The following is a 16,796-nucleotide window of genomic DNA, read 5'->3' on the forward strand; positions in this document are numbered from 1 at the left end:
CCAGTTAAAATTCTACATTCAGACCAAATACAAGTTGTTTTGTCATAGGAAAAGAAATACTTCCTCCCTGTTCGGGATCATAATTATCAATCTTGCTGAAAGTAAAGAAATTCTTTGCTGTAGCATATACACGGAGTTTGGATAGATTGAGATGTTTCAAAAGTTCCGGTTTGAAAGTATATCCCAACGTAATATCGCGTATTTTAAAGAAAGAACCATCTTCATACTTCAACGTTGAATAGTAAGTAACCTGTGTATAACTCTTACTTTTATTAGGACGCGGAAAAGCATTGGTAGGGTTCTCGGGAGTCCAGTAATCTACATTTCCACCATTTTCCAACGCATTGATACGATACGTAGTATTATAATCATACGCAATCCACTGACCCAAACGAGCATACAAGAATACAGACAAATCAAACCCCTTATAATTAAAAGTATTATTGAAACCAAAAGTTACATCTGGACGCTGACTGTAAATGATACGATCATCTGTCGTTATGACACCATTACCATCCACATCCTGTACCTTTATATCACCCGGTTCCTGTCCATTGGCAGCAGCGGCAGCCTCTTCACCCAATTGCCAGATGCCTTCTTTCTTATAATCATAAAACACTTTGAAAGGTTCTCCTACAAACCAAGCATTCGCCTCATCCTTTAATTGTCCCGAAGCAAGTTCTTTTATTTTTTCCCTATTGTGTGACAATGAGAAATCTGAGAACCAGGAGAAGTTCTTGTTTTGAATATTAACCGTACTCAGTGTCAAATCAACACCAGTACTTTCAGTCTTACCGATATTTTCCATAACCGAAGCATAACCGTTAATAGATGGAATTACACGATTCATTAAAATATCCCGGGTTTCTGCCTTGTAAATATCAATACTACCTGAAATACGATTATTAAAAAATCCGAAATCCAGACCAAGGTTATACTGCGTGGTAGTTTCCCAAGTCAGTTCCTTGTTTGACATCGTTTTAGGATAGAATCCATAAGCTCCCTCATTATTGAACGAATAAGTGGAGTTACCCAGCAAACCAACGGTTTGATAAGGATCAATAGCACATTGGCCAGATTGTCCCCAACTCAATCGGAGTTTTAAATTTGAAATAGCATCCACATTTTTCAGGAAATTCTCTTCATTGATACGCCAGGCCAGTGCTACAGACGGAAAGTATCCCCATTTCTTACCTAGTGCAAAAACAGAAGAACCATCGGCACGCAAAGAAGCAGTCAGCATATAGCGATCCATCAATTTATAATTAACACGCCCAAAGAAGGAAGCCAGATTTTGATCGACCAGTGAACTCTTTATAGTGATTTCTTTTTCATTGGAATACAAATTATGGAACCAGTTATCAGCATATACTTGTCCCTTTCCACCTGCATAGGTATATTCTTTAGAGTTGAGAATCGTACAGGTTCCAACCATTGCCTGCAAATTATGGATATCAGAGAAGTCCTTTGAATAAGTCAGCACATTCTCCCATGTCAGATTACGTGTCATGGTGTGCTCCTTATAGGATTGTGAATCCTTGCCACTTCCCTGCAACGAGTTCTTATCACAGAAAAAGCCTCTACGCACATTCACTGAGTTCAATCCCAGCGTCGTACGGAATAAAATATCCTTGGTGATATTCCAGTTCAGGTACAAGCTGCCGAAGAAACGCTCCTGAATGGTATTATCCACACGCATACCCTCCTGATCGTCAATCAACGGATTCATCTGAGTATTATAACCGGGAGACGGATACATCACTAAATTCCCCTCCTCATCATAAGGTTTCGAGATAGGAACAATTTTATTAGCCATATTCAGCGGACTATAACGATTATTCTTATCTACATAGGCATAGATAATGTTTGTCCCTACCTGCACATTGTCAAACAATTGATGGTCCAGTGCTACACGGGCATTATACCGTTTATAATTATCATCCTTAAAGAGTCCCTCTTCGCTTCTGTAACCCAAAGATATATTATGTTTGGTTTTCGTATTGCCCCCAGATACAGACACCTCATAATTTTGGTTAAATCCGTTGTGCATCAACATGTCACGATAGTTCGTATCATATCCTTTTTCCAGATAAGTCAGTTCTTCAGGAGCAAATACAGCAGCATCCTCTGCGTATTTTCCTGTTGTTCTGTCCCGATAGGCCTCTCTTTTGTATTGGGCATATTCTTCAGCATCCATGATATCAGGATAATCAGTTATCATGGTAGAAGAAACAAAAGCATTAAAGGATACTTTTGACTTTCCTTCTTTTCCCTTTTTAGTCGTAATCATAATAATACCATTCGCACCCCGTGTTCCATAAATAGCTGTAGAAGAGGCATCTTTTAACACTTCAATAGATTCTATATCAGTGGGATTTATATCTAGCGAGGTACCATAATCAATACCATCCACAAGAATCAACGGAGCATTACTAGCCGTCAATGAACGCTCTCCACGGATCGTAAAATTAGGTGTGCTTCCTGCTTGCCCCGAAGAGTTTGTAAGATCAAGTCCGGCTACTTTTCCTTGTAATGACTCCAAGGCATTGGTAGTAGGAATAGCTGTGATATCCTTACTTTTAATAGAAGCAATAGAACCGGTCATATCCCTTTTCTTTTGCACACCATAACCTATTACTACGACTTCTTCCAAAGTCTGGTTGTCTTCTTTCATTTGTACATTCAATGTCTGCTGATTTCCGACAACTATTTTCTGTGAAACATAACCGATATAAGAGAAGACCAAAGTGGCATCGGCATCCACTTCTTCCAACGTATAACGTCCGTCAATATCCGTTATAGTTCCTCCGCTATTTCCTTGAATAACTATACTTACCCCAATCAGCGGTTCATTATTAGCATCGGTTACCCTACCGGTGACTCTATGCCTGGAAGCCTGTACTTTACCGGAAGATGCCAGTACTTGTCTGGCAAGACTCACCACAATGGTGTTATTCACCTTGCTCAATTGCAGACTAGTTTGTTTCCTGATTTGCTCTAAAGCCTGATCGAAACTTACATTGTCCAAATCAATATCGATCGTATTATACTTTTGGACAACACTCTCATCATAGAAAAACTCATAACCGGAAAGGTTACTCAGTTTCTTGAACACATCAGCCAATTTCACTTTACGCATCTGCAATGTAACTATCTGATTCAATTCAACTTGTGCTGCATGCACGGGGAAAGCAGCCATGGATGCCGAACCTAGCAATAAGGTCGGTACAAGCAATACTCGGGCCCACGAAGCCCTCTTCGCATGTTGTTTCATAGATCTTGATTATTTAATTATTAAGGTATTATTTATATAGAATATACGAATTGTTTGCTTTCCTGTATTTAATGCCCGTAGCCAAGCGAATGGACTCCAAAACCGCCTCCAAACTCCTATTATCATGCGTACCCGAAAGGAAATTGTTAAAGACAAAACTTGAGTCTAATCGTATAGTACAATTATACACCCGTTCCAACCTCCTCGTCACTTCTTGTATCGGAGTACGGTTAAAGTATAACTTGTTCTGCATCCACAACATATAATTTTGAGTATTCACATGCTCACGCTCCAGATGCATATTGGTTTTATCCAATACCAATTGCTCGCCGGGGGTCAGTTTCAATTGTTCTTCGCCGAAATTCATCAGCACCTTTCCTGTGCATAGAGTCAGTTGCAGTTCCTCACTATCTTCATAATTATTCAGATTAAAAGTAGTACCCAAAACACGTATTTTATAATCCTGACTTTGAATAATGAAAGGACAGTCTTTATTTTTAGCTACATCAAAATAAGCCTCTCCCTTGAAATGAACGTAACGGCCTTCTTTTCCAAACTGCCTCGGATATTTCATATAAGAGCCTGCATTCAAGATCACTTTTGTCCCGTCAGGGAGCACCACTTTTTGTCTTTTACCATAAGGTACGTGTATTTCATATTGAGCAACCTTCATGCCTGCCGGATTAGCAAAATAAACTACGCTCAAAACGATGCAAAGCAATATAGCCGCAGCAATGCTCCCCCATTTTTTTACTAAATAGATAGAGTGATTCCGACGCCTATCCTCGTAATTGCTGATAATTTGAAGTGCCTGACGCTCATTGGAAATCCATTCCTCCCATGAGGATGAAGACTCTTCTTCACCAGTTTTCCATAAACAAGCAGAAGCTTCATCAAAGTCTTTTGACCGGTCTGTCTTTGTGTCTGCCAACAGTTCCTCAATATCCTTACAGGTATAAATACCGTCAACAAATCTTTTCCAAACCGAATAATGTATCTTTTGTTTTTCTTTCATTATGCATTTCTTTCGTTTCTTTATAAAGGATACGAATCAAAAGCAAAAGGTGGGGATAGGAATCTTATGGTTTAACGTATTTTAATATGATTAGGCTTACAAGTATTGGACAGGCACTAATGAAAGGGATCAGATAAGCACGAATTTTCTCTAATGCATTTTTTATATGATCTTGCACAGTATAAACAGACAAACCAAGTTGTTCAGCTATTTCTTTATGAGACAGTCCTCTATTCCGGCTCAATTCGAAAATCTCCCGTTGGCGCGGACTCAACTGTTCCAAAGCCTGTGCAATCAATTCCTTAATATTCTTTTCTTCCAGACTCTTCTCTACATCATCTACATAATCAATGGCCTGTTCCATCAGTTTTTCGTATAGCACAGATCGGGCAGACAGAGAACGAAATATATCGTAAATACGATTTCTTGCTATAGTATAAAGAAAAGCGGAAAAAGACTGCTCAATCCGAATATCTTCCTTCTTTTCCCAAACGGTCAAAAAAATATCTTGTGTTATATCCTCAGCTATCTCTTTATCCTTGACAAAATGGACACAATAATAAAGGACCTGGGACTTATAAAAAGAGAAAAGATGGCTGAAAGCAATCTTGTCTCCATTTATAAGTTTCCGAATTAATTCCCGCTCTATGTCAAAAGGCAGCTTCATACCTAGAATTCAGTAACGAATGGTTTCCCATCCAACCATGCAGCCATATTCAACACCAGTAAATTCCAGTTCTGAAAACCTTTATTCAATACCGGCTCACCATTATCAGGCAGATAATATTCATGTAATGCCCCGAAACGTTCATAGTCACGTCCCAAAAGCAAAATGGTCTTTTCCGCCAATTCCCGGGCCTCTTCCGTAAATCCATATTTCACCAATCCACGAAAGACCAGATAATTCACATTAATCCAAACCGGACCTTGCCAGGAAGACGGATTCCCACTGGCACGTACATTATACATTTTTTCCAAAGGAGACAAAGTACGGATTCCCGCCGGAGCGTTAAAGGAGCAAGTATCATGAAAATGAATCCGCACTATTTCCTTTGCTTGCTCCGGAGTGGCAATTTCAGCCCACATCGCCATAAATCCGCTCCACACACTAAGACGCTGAATCAAACAATCATAATCACGCGGCTGCCCTACGTGCAGAAACAATTGTCCCGGGTACAGCCCCTTTATATCCGGTTTCTCCACCGGAAGCAGATTCAAATCCACACTATAATAAAAACGGTCACGCGGGTCCCAACAATGTTCTTGTACCTTTCCTTTCAATACTGCCGCTTCTTTCTCAAAGGAAACTGCTATATCATCCAAATTCAGACAGCCGGCCAAGTATGCCATAGCCTGTAATTCGCGATACATCAACGCGTTCAAGAAGATGGATCCCGAACTGCCCTGAGGACGATAAAAAGTACTGGGATCATTATCAACTCCGATAGCCTCATCAGTTTCCCAATAGAATAACCCAGTCGCCTTGTGACGATGAAAATTCAAATATTTACAGACAAATGCCTGCAACGTATAAAAATCATCGCGCAACCACTCCGCATCCCCGTTCATATTGCGGACAATAAAGGCGGCATGTTGTGCCAATGTAGGTTTGTGCATATTGCTTTTCCAAGGATTCCGTGTTTTCAACATCTCTTCGCGGCTAGGGGCATTCCGTTCTATCCAGATAGGAATCCAACCGTCCATACCTCCATAGTGCAAGGAATTGAGGATGCATCCCTGTTCATACTTCAGGGCCTCCTGCTTATCCTTTTCCGTGCCGTTCTCTAATAAGATTTGGCGCAGAGCGATGTTGCTCAACCAAGAATCCCAATCCCATAGCATATCTAAGTATTGATTACTTCCCGGAGCAAGGAACGGAAAGACTAAAGCTCCTCCGGCTTCACGATACATGCCTTTCATATCTTTATAAATATGGGCACGGCACAATTCTTTGTATTTTGCAATATTCTCGGGAGTACGTTCCGGCATTTGTGCATTTAGCATAAACGGGAAACAACAAATTGTTAAAAAGACCAGTAATTGTTTTTTCATAGGTATTATCTCATTTTGCTGACAGGGCAAAAATACAAATTAAAACGAAAAGAAAAAGAGATTAAAACAAAAATTATTTCGAAACTAATCAAAATATAACTAGAAAAGGCTGCCCCGTAGGCAGCCTTCTATAATAAAAATATATTTCCCTTATAAGGTCTTAGTCACGACGTCCCATATAAATCATTATATAGTAAATCAGTGTAGCCAACGAACTAAGTGCCGCAACCACATACGTATAAGCAGCCGAACGCAACGCATCCTCTGCCGCATGATGGTTATATGAATTTGTAATTCCGGCCTTGCTCAACCATACCAACGCACGCTGGCTGGCATTGATCTCAACAGGCAACGTAATAAAGCTGAAAAGAGTGGTCATGGCAAAAAGACAAATTCCTGCCAACAATAACTGCGGGAAAGTATTCACCATCAAAATACCTGCCAGTAACACCCAAGTCATAATAGAAGATGAGAACTGCACCACAGGCACCAAAGCCGAGCGCATCTTTAGCGGAGCGTATGCACGCGCATGTTGCACGGCGTGTCCGCATTCATGGGCGGCAACTGCCGCAGCAGCCACACTGTTGCTTCCATATACCCCTTCACTAAGGTTCACCGTTTTGTTTGCCGGATTATAATGATCGGTCAGCATACCCGGAGTGCTGGTTACACGCACGTCATAGATACCGTTATCATGCAACATTTTTTCAGCCACATCCTTTCCTGTCATACCGCTGGCCAAAGGCATCTTCGAGTATTTCTTAAACTTGCTTTGCAGACTATTCTGTACAATATAGCTGATTACCGCGATTCCAATAAATAAGATCCAATACATTGACATAGTTTTGTTCTTTATAATTCTGTTGTTAAATATACACGTTATTATGTACAAATAGTTTGCCAGCATCCCCCTTTTAAATAGAATTAAGAATTCCTGCCATCACACGCCTCCGAATTCACATCCGTCAATTTCAATTAAAAAATGATATTATGAGAAAAAAAGAGTGGATTATTGACTTTTGATTTATACATTTGAGGCAAAATTAAGAAATATGGAACATGAAATAGGAAATATATCCATAGCCCGTATCCGACAGATGAATCCCAGTCTAAAAGGGATTAACAATGATTTCGTAATGGATAGAAGCGAACATTACATCCCCGAGAATATGAACCCCATCTTTAAATACCCATTACGGCTGGATGGAATCATTATCTCTATCCGTGAAAAAGGCTCTGCCAAAGTCAATATCAATTTACGGGAATACGACATTGAGCAAAACGATCTGATTATTTGCGCTCCCGGCGATATTCTACAGTCCATGTTATCACCGGGCATTCATTTGTCACAAATGTTTTTAATATCATCTGATTTCTTAAAAGAGATGTATATCAACCTGAACAGTTTCATGCCATTTTTCATCTCATTGAAAGAGAATCCCAAATTTCATTTGATGGAAGAAGAGGTACAGGAACTGAAATCATTCTATGAACTGATAGAAGAAACCGTAAGCCGGAACGATAACTTCAGGACAGAAATCGTACGCAGACTAATGGGGGCCTATTTATATAAGATAGGTTCCATCCTTCATAGAAAACAACCGGAATTCCTTTCCGAGAATCCGAAATCACTGAAAAGGGAAGAGGTATTGTTCAACCAGTTCATCAACTTGCTGACCGAACATCACCGTAAAGAAAGACGCGTAGATTTTTATGCGGAGCAATTATTCCTGAGTCCCAAACATTTCTCCACCGTAGTAAAGAAAGTGAGCGGAAAAACTGCCGGAGAGTGGATTGACGAATATGTGATACTGGAAGCCAAAGCGCTGTTGAAATACTCCGTCATGTCTATTCAGGAAGTAGCTTATTTTATGAACTTCCCGAACCCTTCCTTTTTTGGCAAATACTTCAAGCACCATACCGGGTTATCTCCCAGCGAATACAAGATGCAATAATGAAAACAGAAGATAAAAAATAGTAATCCAACGGGGGCTGTCCGAAAAAAAACGGACAGCCCCCGAAAGTAAATTATATAAGTGTGACTACACTACCTCTCATCTTAAAATAATTTTGCAGGATATTCACCGGCATCCACCAATGCCTGTATCTTGTCAACCACACTCTGACGGTCTTCAGGATAAGTTACTCCAAACCATTTGCTGGTAGTATCCAATACCTCAACGGTAGCAGTACCGTCATTAATCAGCTTGTCCACCATCAGCGGAATAAAGAATTCGCTCTTCAAGTTTTCCATATTTTTAGGATCGCTCAAGAATGCTTTAAAGAATTCCTTGCTGTAAGCAAAGTAATCAGGAGTAAAGCCCCAGAAGTTCATGCTCACCGGAGTTGTGTCAGGGGTAGCTGTCCATTCGCCATTGTCGTCAATATACTTCACTTCTCCGTCTATGCGCTGAATTTTGGTACGTTCTACCACGGAAGTCAACAAATGATCCGCATTGGTTCCACAGATGCCGCGGGATACCGTTCCACTCTCGCTCAATGTATTTCCTACACGGAAGCCCACCATAGCATACGTGTTTTTAGCACCTTCGGGCAGTGCAGAAAGGAACTTGCCCATTACCTGGAACGAGTCACGGCCATAGAAGTCATCGCAATTGATCACCGCAAACGGTTCCTGTATCACATCAGCTCCCATCATGACAGCATGGTTAGTTCCCCAAGGTTTTGTACGCTCCGCAGGACAAGTAAAACCCTCCGGCAGATTGTCTAAAGCCTGGAATACCAGTTCGCAAGGAATATGACCTTCATATTTAGAAATAATCTTTTCACGAAAATCTTGTTCAAAATCTTTACGGATAACAAAGACCAGTTTTCCAAAGCCGGCGTTGATAGCGTCATAAATAGAATAATCCATAATAGTTTCGCCGTTAGGACCCAGACCATCCAATTGCTTCAATCCTCCGTAACGGCTGCCCATACCAGCCGCCAATAAAAATAAAGTTGGTTTCATAGTTTATTTATTTAAAATTGAATATTTGATGGTACAAAGCTACAAAATAATACGGAGGAAAAAAGCTACATTCCATTCAAATTCGAGCATAAATCAATCATTTCCCTCCTTTTGACACAAATCAAGCCCTATTTCTAGAAAGGATAGCCGATGGCAAAGTGCAATCCCAGTCCATCCTTAAACTTAGGAATATTATAATATCCTTTCTTGCCGGTATCATACGGATCATGAAGAGCAATACCCAGATCCAGGCGGATCACCAGGAAAGTAAGGTCATAACGCAATCCCACCCCAGTACCCAAAGCTATACTTTTAGCAAAATTACGAAGAGTAAGCAAACCGCCGGGACGTATATTCTCACCTTCCTCATTCTTTTGTTCACGCAGCAGCCACACATTTCCCGCGTCCAGAAAAGCTGCCCCGTACAAATCACCCAGGATAGGGAAACGGTATTCCACATTCGCTTCCAGCTTCACATCTCCGGTTTCATCCAGATAACCATACTGTTTATCTTCGGGACGATAAGAACCGGGGCCGATAGAGCGCACTGTAAACGCACGGATACTGTTAGCTCCCCCAATATAGAACTGCTCGCTGTAAGGCGCTACAGTCTGGTTCCCATATGCATACAAAATTCCCCCCATCAAACGAGTGGCTATATGCTGTTTCTCTCCGACTTTAAACAAACAACGCACTTCAGATGTCATTTTCAGGAATTGCGCATAAGGACTGTTTAATAACTTCTTATCTGTTTCCTTGAATCCCTTCCCAAAAGCAGCATACACCAACGAAGTCAGATTACCTGCCGAAGTAAAGGAAGTTTCCCACCATAAATTATTGCGTTTCTTCAACGGGGCGTTATCATACGTAAACGTATAACTCATAGCTGGAATAAACTGATTTCCCAAACTGATTTTCAAGCTCCGGTTCTTGTCCACTATCGTATCAAAACGTGTAGTAGTATGCTGCAACGTATTAAATGCCAATCTGAAAGGAGTCACAGTATGTTTCCATACCCGCGAAGGCTGGAAATCGTATGACACCGTTCCACCGAAAGAAAGCATTTTAAAGAAGCGGGCACGGTTCAACTGACTGGCATACAACTTGAATGAGGTATGCTGCGGAAATCGCGAGCTCATCATTTTTTTACTCATCCACGGCAACACCAGGCGAGGATACTCCAATGAAAAAGAAGTTCCCAACTCGTATGAGTTCAATTTAGAACTGTTCCCGTCCGCCGTAGAATTGGTCTGCCATTCGTATGACCCTTTCAACTGGAAAGAAAGCGTGGCGGCTGTACGCATGAAATTCTTCCGCGAGAGGCTGAAAATCGCTCCGGGACCAGTCTGATCCGTACTTTTGGTAGTCACATTGAATTCCAGTTCTCCGTCATACGGCAAATCGAATGTAGCATTCATCCGCACATTCAGCGTATCACACCCCGGCAATGTATCTTGCGGGGCATAGCGGAACTCGGCAAATTTGAAAATGCCCAAACGCGCCAAGGCTTCCTGCGTGAAATTCTGACGGGCCTGAGAATAAAGCTGCCCTTTCTGGTAAAAGAAGCGCTTAGCCAATACTCCGGGGCGGATACCGGGTTTCTTACCGCTATAGTGTAAAGTCATTCCCGGAAAGACGATGGAATCAGTAGGTTCCTCTCCTTTATATCCGGTAAGATAAACAGAAGTATTCCCTATATAATAAGGTCTTTTCGCATCGGCAGGCACTCCAGCTTTCGGGACAACCTGCAAACTGACCATTCCCGGTTTGCGCAAGGTATCCGCACGGAAAGTAATGAATTCGGGACGGAAATAATAATAACCATTGTTACGGAAAAGGGTACTCAGCCGCTGGCGCTCCTCCTCCAGTTTCAACACACTGAAATTATCTCCTTTATGCAATACCCTCTGGTCATAAGCAGCCCTGATCAGACTATCGGCGCGAGGAGGATATTTCAGATACATGACAGAGTCCAGATAATAAGGGTTCGCCATATCAATCTTATAACTTAACTTGGCTTTCCGAGGATTCTTCAACGAGTCTACAGAATAAGTCACAGCACCATTGAAAAAGCCATAATCATGCAACAGATTGGTGGCCACCTTCACACGGGTTTCCGGATTCACCGTAGACAAATACACCGGAGTAGACCCCAGCTTGTTGAAGATCCAATGCCCCACCCCCTTTTTATCCTGGTATTTCACAAAATCATTGTATATCCACAAACCGAAAGGAATGGGAAAACGCAAGGAGTTGCTTCCCAAAATGGCATTATTGGGAGGATAAGACAAAGCAGCCTCCACCTCTTCCAAGGTCTGGACACCGGCAGGGGTCTTGTCTTCATTCAGAATCTCCATATTTTTCACACCGACATATAGCGTTTCGTCTTCCGGCAAATTCCTGGTAGTAGAGCAGGCAGCTGTCATCAGCAACAATACCGATAATAGAAGCAGGTTTATGTTATGTTTTCTCTCCATATCTCCAACAATCATTTTTTCTTCTTAGACTTGAAAATAAACAGTTCGCCCAGGTGACTCATCTTCTTGCGAAGCACAATACCCACACCGGTCTCTATGATCTCACCTTCCAGCACACTCTCATAGTTCTTGTCGTGGAAGAGCTTGACATACCGGGTACCGCTGTTGTCCAAGCGGTATTCTATGGATACATTATCAATAAAGGTTTCATCCTGCTGTACCGTACTTCCGGTAGACACTTTACCGCCTACCACTATACGGAAGCGGTTATTCCAGAAACGTTTGGCGAACTGGAAATTATAATCCGTGCGTTTCCCGCCGCTATCGGCGTCATCCACCGTTTCCATGCCCACATTGATATCAAGTGCTTTTCCGGCAATATTCGAGATTTCGCTCTGCAGGAATGAGTTCAAGGCATTATTCACATTAAATCCTCCCGTAGAGTTTCCTTCAGCCATATACATTCCGGTCACCAGCATGGTGACAGCCAGTTTTCCCCGTTCCTCCACCGACATGGCATTCAGCTGGTCTTGCACAGACGCATCCTCGGGAGCCGAAAGGGTAAACGCCAGCCCCAGATTCTCCAGACTCTGGCTCAAAGCGATCCCTACATCAAACCCGACGATACGCGAAGTCTTTCCATCCTCGCCCACCGAAGCACGGACCCTTTCGGTCGCGGTAATGTTCAGTTGCGGATTCATGATATTTCCCGTCCACTCCACATAACTGCCATTTTGAATATTAAAAGTCTTCAGCGGAATAATCGGAATCTGGTATTTCATCTCCCCGCTCATCAAGGAATAACGCCCGGTCAGCAACATATCCCCCTGAGGAGTGTACTGGAATGACAAGTCTCCGCCTCCTTCCAGCAACATATAGTTGGAGCCGTCCGGCACCAGATCCACACGTGCCTGCACCGCCTGGTCTATATGCATGGTCATGGCCACATCCATCCCTCCCAAAGAGATTTGCTGGACAGAGGACTCCTCTACCGAAGTTGTGTCGTTGAAATTGACAAAAGTCACCATATCCCCCAAACGGTCGTTCACCGTCAAGGGAGAGTCTTTCAGGACATAGGTCACATTGGTCTTCCCCAAGATGTTCATGTTCCCCCGCATCACCAGTTCCTCCACAGGACCGCGCAGCGTTGCGTTAAAATCCACATACATCTTGCCGTAAACCATAGCCCGCTTGGTACGGGGAGCATTCAGCAACTCATAATTCTCGGCATGCATTTTAAGGTTCACTGCCGTCCGTTCCAAATCCGAGAAATCCACCTCGCCGTTAATGGTAAAAGGAGTCTTGCCTTTGGTGAATATATCGAACTCCTTGAACATCATCTTACTGTTCACCACCTGCACCGGTTCATTATCAAAACGGAACATGGCAGACATCTCCGGCATGAAGAAAGTCACGGAATCCAATGCCAGTTCCCCATTCAGCAAGGGTTTGGCCGGATCACCTTTCATGGACAATGTTCCATCAATATCCCCGTCCAGTTCCACCATGCGGTCGGGCACAAACGGATTGGCGACATTCAGCGGAAAATGTTCGAAGGCTATATCCGCGCTCAGGCTTCCCGTTCCTTCCTCCGCGGGCAGATAGATACCTCCCAAATGAGCTATCTCCTCACCATCATGGCGTATATAGGCATCCAGATGATGATCCTTTGCCTCACCGGGCAGATACACACCACCCAGTTCCCAATTTCCCAACGCACTGCCTTCATATTTGAATTCATCTATACGCAAATCACTGCTCACCATCATATACGGACCGGAATCTATATAATGCGCTTCTGCTCCGATCCATCCTTCCATATCAGGCATATAGGGAAGGATACGCCGGAATTCTTTCAGATTGATGCGTGAAAGCTCCACCGTCATATCCTGTTTGGCTATGGTATCTTCCCGATTGGTATAGAAACTGAGTCCGGTCCCCTGCTCGTCATGCAAATCCAGATTTGCATGAATCCGCCCGTTGTCAGCCAGATAAATATAGTTATTTTTATTCACGGTAAAAGGACGGTATACCAACGTGGGATGCTCTGGAAAAACCTTCATGCGTATGCCGTGGCGGCGCAGGTCGGCCATCACGCCCATATATACTCCCTGTTCTTTACGGGCATTCAGGTATTGAACCAACAACTGGGCACTGTTGTTTCCCACATTTCCCTCCAGCGTCACATCAAACGCCTCCTGTCCCGGTTTGGGTCCGTTCACCACTCCGCTCAACATATTTATGCCATTCAGGTCCTGCTGTACATCCAAATAGATGGTATCCAAAGTCAGGCTGTCTGTACGCAATCCATATAAATAAGCCTCCCCGTTCAATCCCTCTGCCGGAGATGAATCCACATCCATAAACAGACGACTGTATGACAACCCCATCATTGACAGATAATTGGCTATCGGATTATCGGGACCGGAAGATATTTTCAGACATAGTCCCGGAAGAAATTCCCGAAGCTCCTCCTGTTCAATATGTTTGCTTTCCCATTGTTCCGCCAGTTTCTTCATCAGCAAATCCGCCCTGCCGGAAATGTATTCCATGTGCCCTGCTCCTTCCAGACTCAAATCAAGATCCCCCGCACGCAGATAAGCAAAAGTGGAATCTCTGGAAGTACTGAATCCAGCAAACAGGTCCTTGGAATGGGAAGTGCGTTTGGCAGTGACAATCGTGGCATTCGTCATCTCGGCCTCTACGACATACCTTTTTCTGAGGTCACTGCTGAAACGGACCCCCAGGTGCTGGGAGGTCTGAAAACGGGTATCCATCAGATGAAGCGCCTGCCAATCCAAATGAGCCACATCCATTTTCAAGTCGCCCGAAACATCATGAGGTTTCAAGATACCATCCAAATGCGCCTTGATATCCATGGTCCAGTTTTTCACTGCCAGTGAAGCATGCACCTTCGATTTCTCCAGTCCGGCAGCCAATGAAATTCCTGTCAGATGATAACTGCCATAATGGAAACGGTCTATGCCGCCCTCCGCATTGAAATAAGTACGGGGAGAAAAAAAGTCAAAACCTTCCCCCTCCACTTTCAGACGGGTGGACAAGGTGTACAAAGAATCGGCAGGCATAAACTGGTGCAGGTCAAAATGATTGACAGCCAAGTCTGCCTCATACCTGTCACGCGACAAGTCGTATTTGGCAAACAGACGGGCTGCCCGTTCCATCTTGAAATCATCCGCTACGGAGATGCTGTCATTATAAACCGTTATAGGAATAGTATCGGCCGCAACCACCGCCTGGGCTTCGGGCTGCATCAGCAGCAGGTCCGTGCCCATTTTAGTGCCCGCCATCGTAAATTTGCCTTCCAAGCGCGTTCCGTATGGAATTTCTATTCCTTCAGCCAACGTGGAAACAAACTTCAAATCCTTGGTTTCAGCTTCCAAAGTGATATCCCCCCCGCGCAGCAGACTGTCTGTCAGATGGGTTAGCTCCCCCCGGGCGAACAATCCCAATGCACCGGGCAGCTCGGCAGTCAGCGTAGTCAGTTTCAGCTTGTTCAAATCACCGTCGATCCCTGTACGGATGCGCAAGGGTTCGGAAGGATACTGCCGGATAAACTTTTCATCCATACTTCCCATGAATCTCACCACATCCGGCTTTCCTATATCAGCCATCAGCCGTGCGGACACCAAGCCTTCATCCTTAAAATCCAAGGCATTCCAATCCATCGCAGCGTTCAGTTCCAGATAAGAATCCCGGGTTTCCAGTTTCAATGAAGGCACACGCAGCACCTTGTCATTGGAAACCATCCGCCCTGTGGCAGAAACGATTTCCACTCCCGAACGCTCTTTCAGCACAAACTGGCTGATTATGGCTTTCATATTCCTACCTCCGTAGTATAGGGAATCCAGTTTCACACCGATATCCGTCAGTGCAATATGGGAGGGGTCCAGTCCGGAGGACAGGCTGTCGGCAGCCAGCGGCTTCCCGTTATCGTAACGCACACGTCCGTTCTCTATCCGAAACGTTTGCAGCGAATAGGCCGATTTATGCAAGTCTATCAGCCCATCGCGCAGTATGGCATTATCCAGCGAAGCCGCCAATGACAAGCTGTCCAAAGGCATATCCAGCGCAAAGGATACATTCTGTAAATCAATATCCTGCAATATTATTTTCCAATAGGCGGTGTCGCTTGCAGCCGTATCGGCCGCAGCGGTGTCATTCAGGCAAAGAGATAAATCCGTATCTTTCAACAAGACTTTGTTAACGATGGCAGTTTCGGGGTCCAGTGCCACTCCATGACTGGAAATGAACAATTCCCCCAAAGTACCGTTCAACTTCATGCCATGTATCAAGTCATTAGAATTCACTGTGGCTCCTTGCAGGGATATGCCATCCACTTCCACCTGCTTTTTCAGCAGTGGCAGCAACTGCACATTCACTTGCAGGCGGCGTACACTGAGCAACGTATCATTATGCGGGGAAGCAGCATCTACATTGGTCACCACCAGATTCAACGGAAAAGACAAAGAGATACGTCCCACGGAGATATTCATACCCGTAGCTTCCGAGGCATATACAGCAGCTTTGTCCACCAGAAAATTCTGAATAGGTGGCAAATAAATCAATATACATAAAATGATGAACAGAATGAACGGAGATGCTATCGTCCACAATGTCCAACGAACATATTTTTTCTTCATCGAGTGTCTGTACAAGTATTCCTGCAAATTTAAACAATTTTATCGGCATAATGGTTGAAAGAACGCAGCTTTTATCTTTTGTTTCCCATAATTTATTAAAAAAGAACTTACGGACTACCTGTTGCCACTAGGAAAGATCTATAATCTTACCCCCGCAAAATTTAAATCTTTCAGCTCTCCCGTCTGTTCCCATAATATGAACAATACGGACAAGCCGACAGATTTCCAAGAAGACGGAAGCTACTTCCAACGTAGACGCAGTTCCTTTTTCTCACACACGTGCGCGCATATTACAAATATGATATAAATCCGGCATCCTTCATCAAAGACTTCCCTCTGAAACGAT

Annotated in this window: 9 protein-coding genes; 1 reads left to right on the top strand and 8 read right to left on the bottom strand. The window is 43.5% G+C overall.

The features are described from left to right. Positions 1-4 precede the first annotated feature (4 nt). From RE317_RS17610 to RE317_RS17630, 5 genes are all read right to left on the bottom strand, one after another. Complete coding sequence (locus RE317_RS17610) at positions 5-3,274, bottom strand: TonB-dependent receptor (RefSeq protein WP_008667653.1); 3,270 nt, start codon at positions 3,272-3,274, stop codon at positions 5-7. A 28-nt stretch (positions 3,275-3,302) separates the two neighbouring features. After that, positions 3,303-4,289, bottom strand: a complete 987-nt coding sequence (locus RE317_RS17615; protein WP_008667654.1) for a FecR family protein — start codon at positions 4,287-4,289, stop codon at positions 3,303-3,305. 64 nt (positions 4,290-4,353) lie between these two features. Further along, positions 4,354-4,956: an RNA polymerase sigma factor gene (locus RE317_RS17620; protein ID WP_008667655.1), complete on the bottom strand. Its 603-nt coding sequence runs from the start codon at positions 4,954-4,956 to the stop codon at positions 4,354-4,356. A gap of 2 nt (positions 4,957-4,958) precedes the next feature. Further along, positions 4,959-6,341, bottom strand: a complete 1,383-nt coding sequence (locus tag RE317_RS17625) for a trehalase family glycosidase (RefSeq protein ID WP_008667656.1) — start codon at positions 6,339-6,341, stop codon at positions 4,959-4,961. Between the two features lie 160 nt (positions 6,342-6,501). Further along, positions 6,502-7,182, bottom strand: coding sequence for a zinc metallopeptidase (locus RE317_RS17630; protein WP_005842367.1), 681 nt, complete (start codon positions 7,180-7,182; stop codon positions 6,502-6,504). Between the two features lie 211 nt (positions 7,183-7,393). On the opposite strand from RE317_RS17630, the gene RE317_RS17635 reads away from it, so the two are divergent. Continuing rightward, positions 7,394-8,296 carry a helix-turn-helix domain-containing protein gene (locus tag RE317_RS17635; RefSeq protein ID WP_005842369.1) on the top strand — a complete coding sequence of 301 codons (903 nt, stop codon included), beginning with the start codon at positions 7,394-7,396 and terminating at the stop codon, positions 8,294-8,296. 104 nt (positions 8,297-8,400) lie between these two features. On the opposite strand, the gene RE317_RS17640 is transcribed toward RE317_RS17635, so the two are convergent. The 3 genes from RE317_RS17640 to RE317_RS17650 all read right to left on the bottom strand — a co-directional run bounded on the left by RE317_RS17640 (position 8,401) and on the right by RE317_RS17650 (position 16,450). Beyond that, positions 8,401-9,312, bottom strand: coding sequence for a nucleotidyltransferase (locus RE317_RS17640; protein ID WP_005842371.1), 912 nt, complete (start codon positions 9,310-9,312; stop codon positions 8,401-8,403). Between the two features lie 134 nt (positions 9,313-9,446). Further along, a complete protein-coding gene (locus RE317_RS17645) occupies positions 9,447-11,804 on the bottom strand; it encodes a BamA/TamA family outer membrane protein (RefSeq protein WP_008667658.1) in 2,358 nt (785 codons plus the stop codon). Continuing rightward, positions 11,801-16,450, bottom strand: coding sequence for a translocation/assembly module TamB domain-containing protein (locus tag RE317_RS17650; RefSeq protein WP_008782049.1), 4,650 nt, complete (start codon positions 16,448-16,450; stop codon positions 11,801-11,803). The genes RE317_RS17645 and RE317_RS17650 overlap by 4 nt, the downstream gene beginning before the upstream one ends. Between the last annotated feature and the right edge of the window lie 346 nt (positions 16,451-16,796).

Origin of the sequence: Phocaeicola sp. GP0067, from assembly GCF_031119655.1 — a bacterium.
Taxonomy (GTDB): Bacteria; Bacteroidota; Bacteroidia; order Bacteroidales; family Bacteroidaceae; genus Phocaeicola; species Phocaeicola vulgatus.

What these genes read in the sequence shown, in the direction of transcription:
- RE317_RS17650 (WP_008782049.1), bottom strand. Translation starts at nt 16,450, where the DNA reads ATGAAGAAAAAATATGTTCGTTGGACATTGTGGACGATAGCATCTCCG.
- RE317_RS17640 (WP_005842371.1), bottom strand. Translation starts at nt 9,312, where the DNA reads ATGAAACCAACTTTATTTTTATTGGCGGCTGGTATGGGCAGCCGTTAC.
- RE317_RS17635 (WP_005842369.1), top strand. Translation starts at nt 7,394, where the DNA reads ATGGAACATGAAATAGGAAATATATCCATAGCCCGTATCCGACAGATG.
- RE317_RS17615 (WP_008667654.1), bottom strand. Translation starts at nt 4,289, where the DNA reads ATGAAAGAAAAACAAAAGATACATTATTCGGTTTGGAAAAGATTTGTT.
- RE317_RS17630 (WP_005842367.1), bottom strand. Translation starts at nt 7,182, where the DNA reads ATGTCAATGTATTGGATCTTATTTATTGGAATCGCGGTAATCAGCTAT.
- RE317_RS17645 (WP_008667658.1), bottom strand. Translation starts at nt 11,804, where the DNA reads ATGATTGTTGGAGATATGGAGAGAAAACATAACATAAACCTGCTTCTA.
- RE317_RS17610 (WP_008667653.1), bottom strand. Translation starts at nt 3,274, where the DNA reads ATGAAACAACATGCGAAGAGGGCTTCGTGGGCCCGAGTATTGCTTGTA.
- RE317_RS17625 (WP_008667656.1), bottom strand. Translation starts at nt 6,341, where the DNA reads ATGAAAAAACAATTACTGGTCTTTTTAACAATTTGTTGTTTCCCGTTT.
- RE317_RS17620 (WP_008667655.1), bottom strand. Translation starts at nt 4,956, where the DNA reads ATGAAGCTGCCTTTTGACATAGAGCGGGAATTAATTCGGAAACTTATA.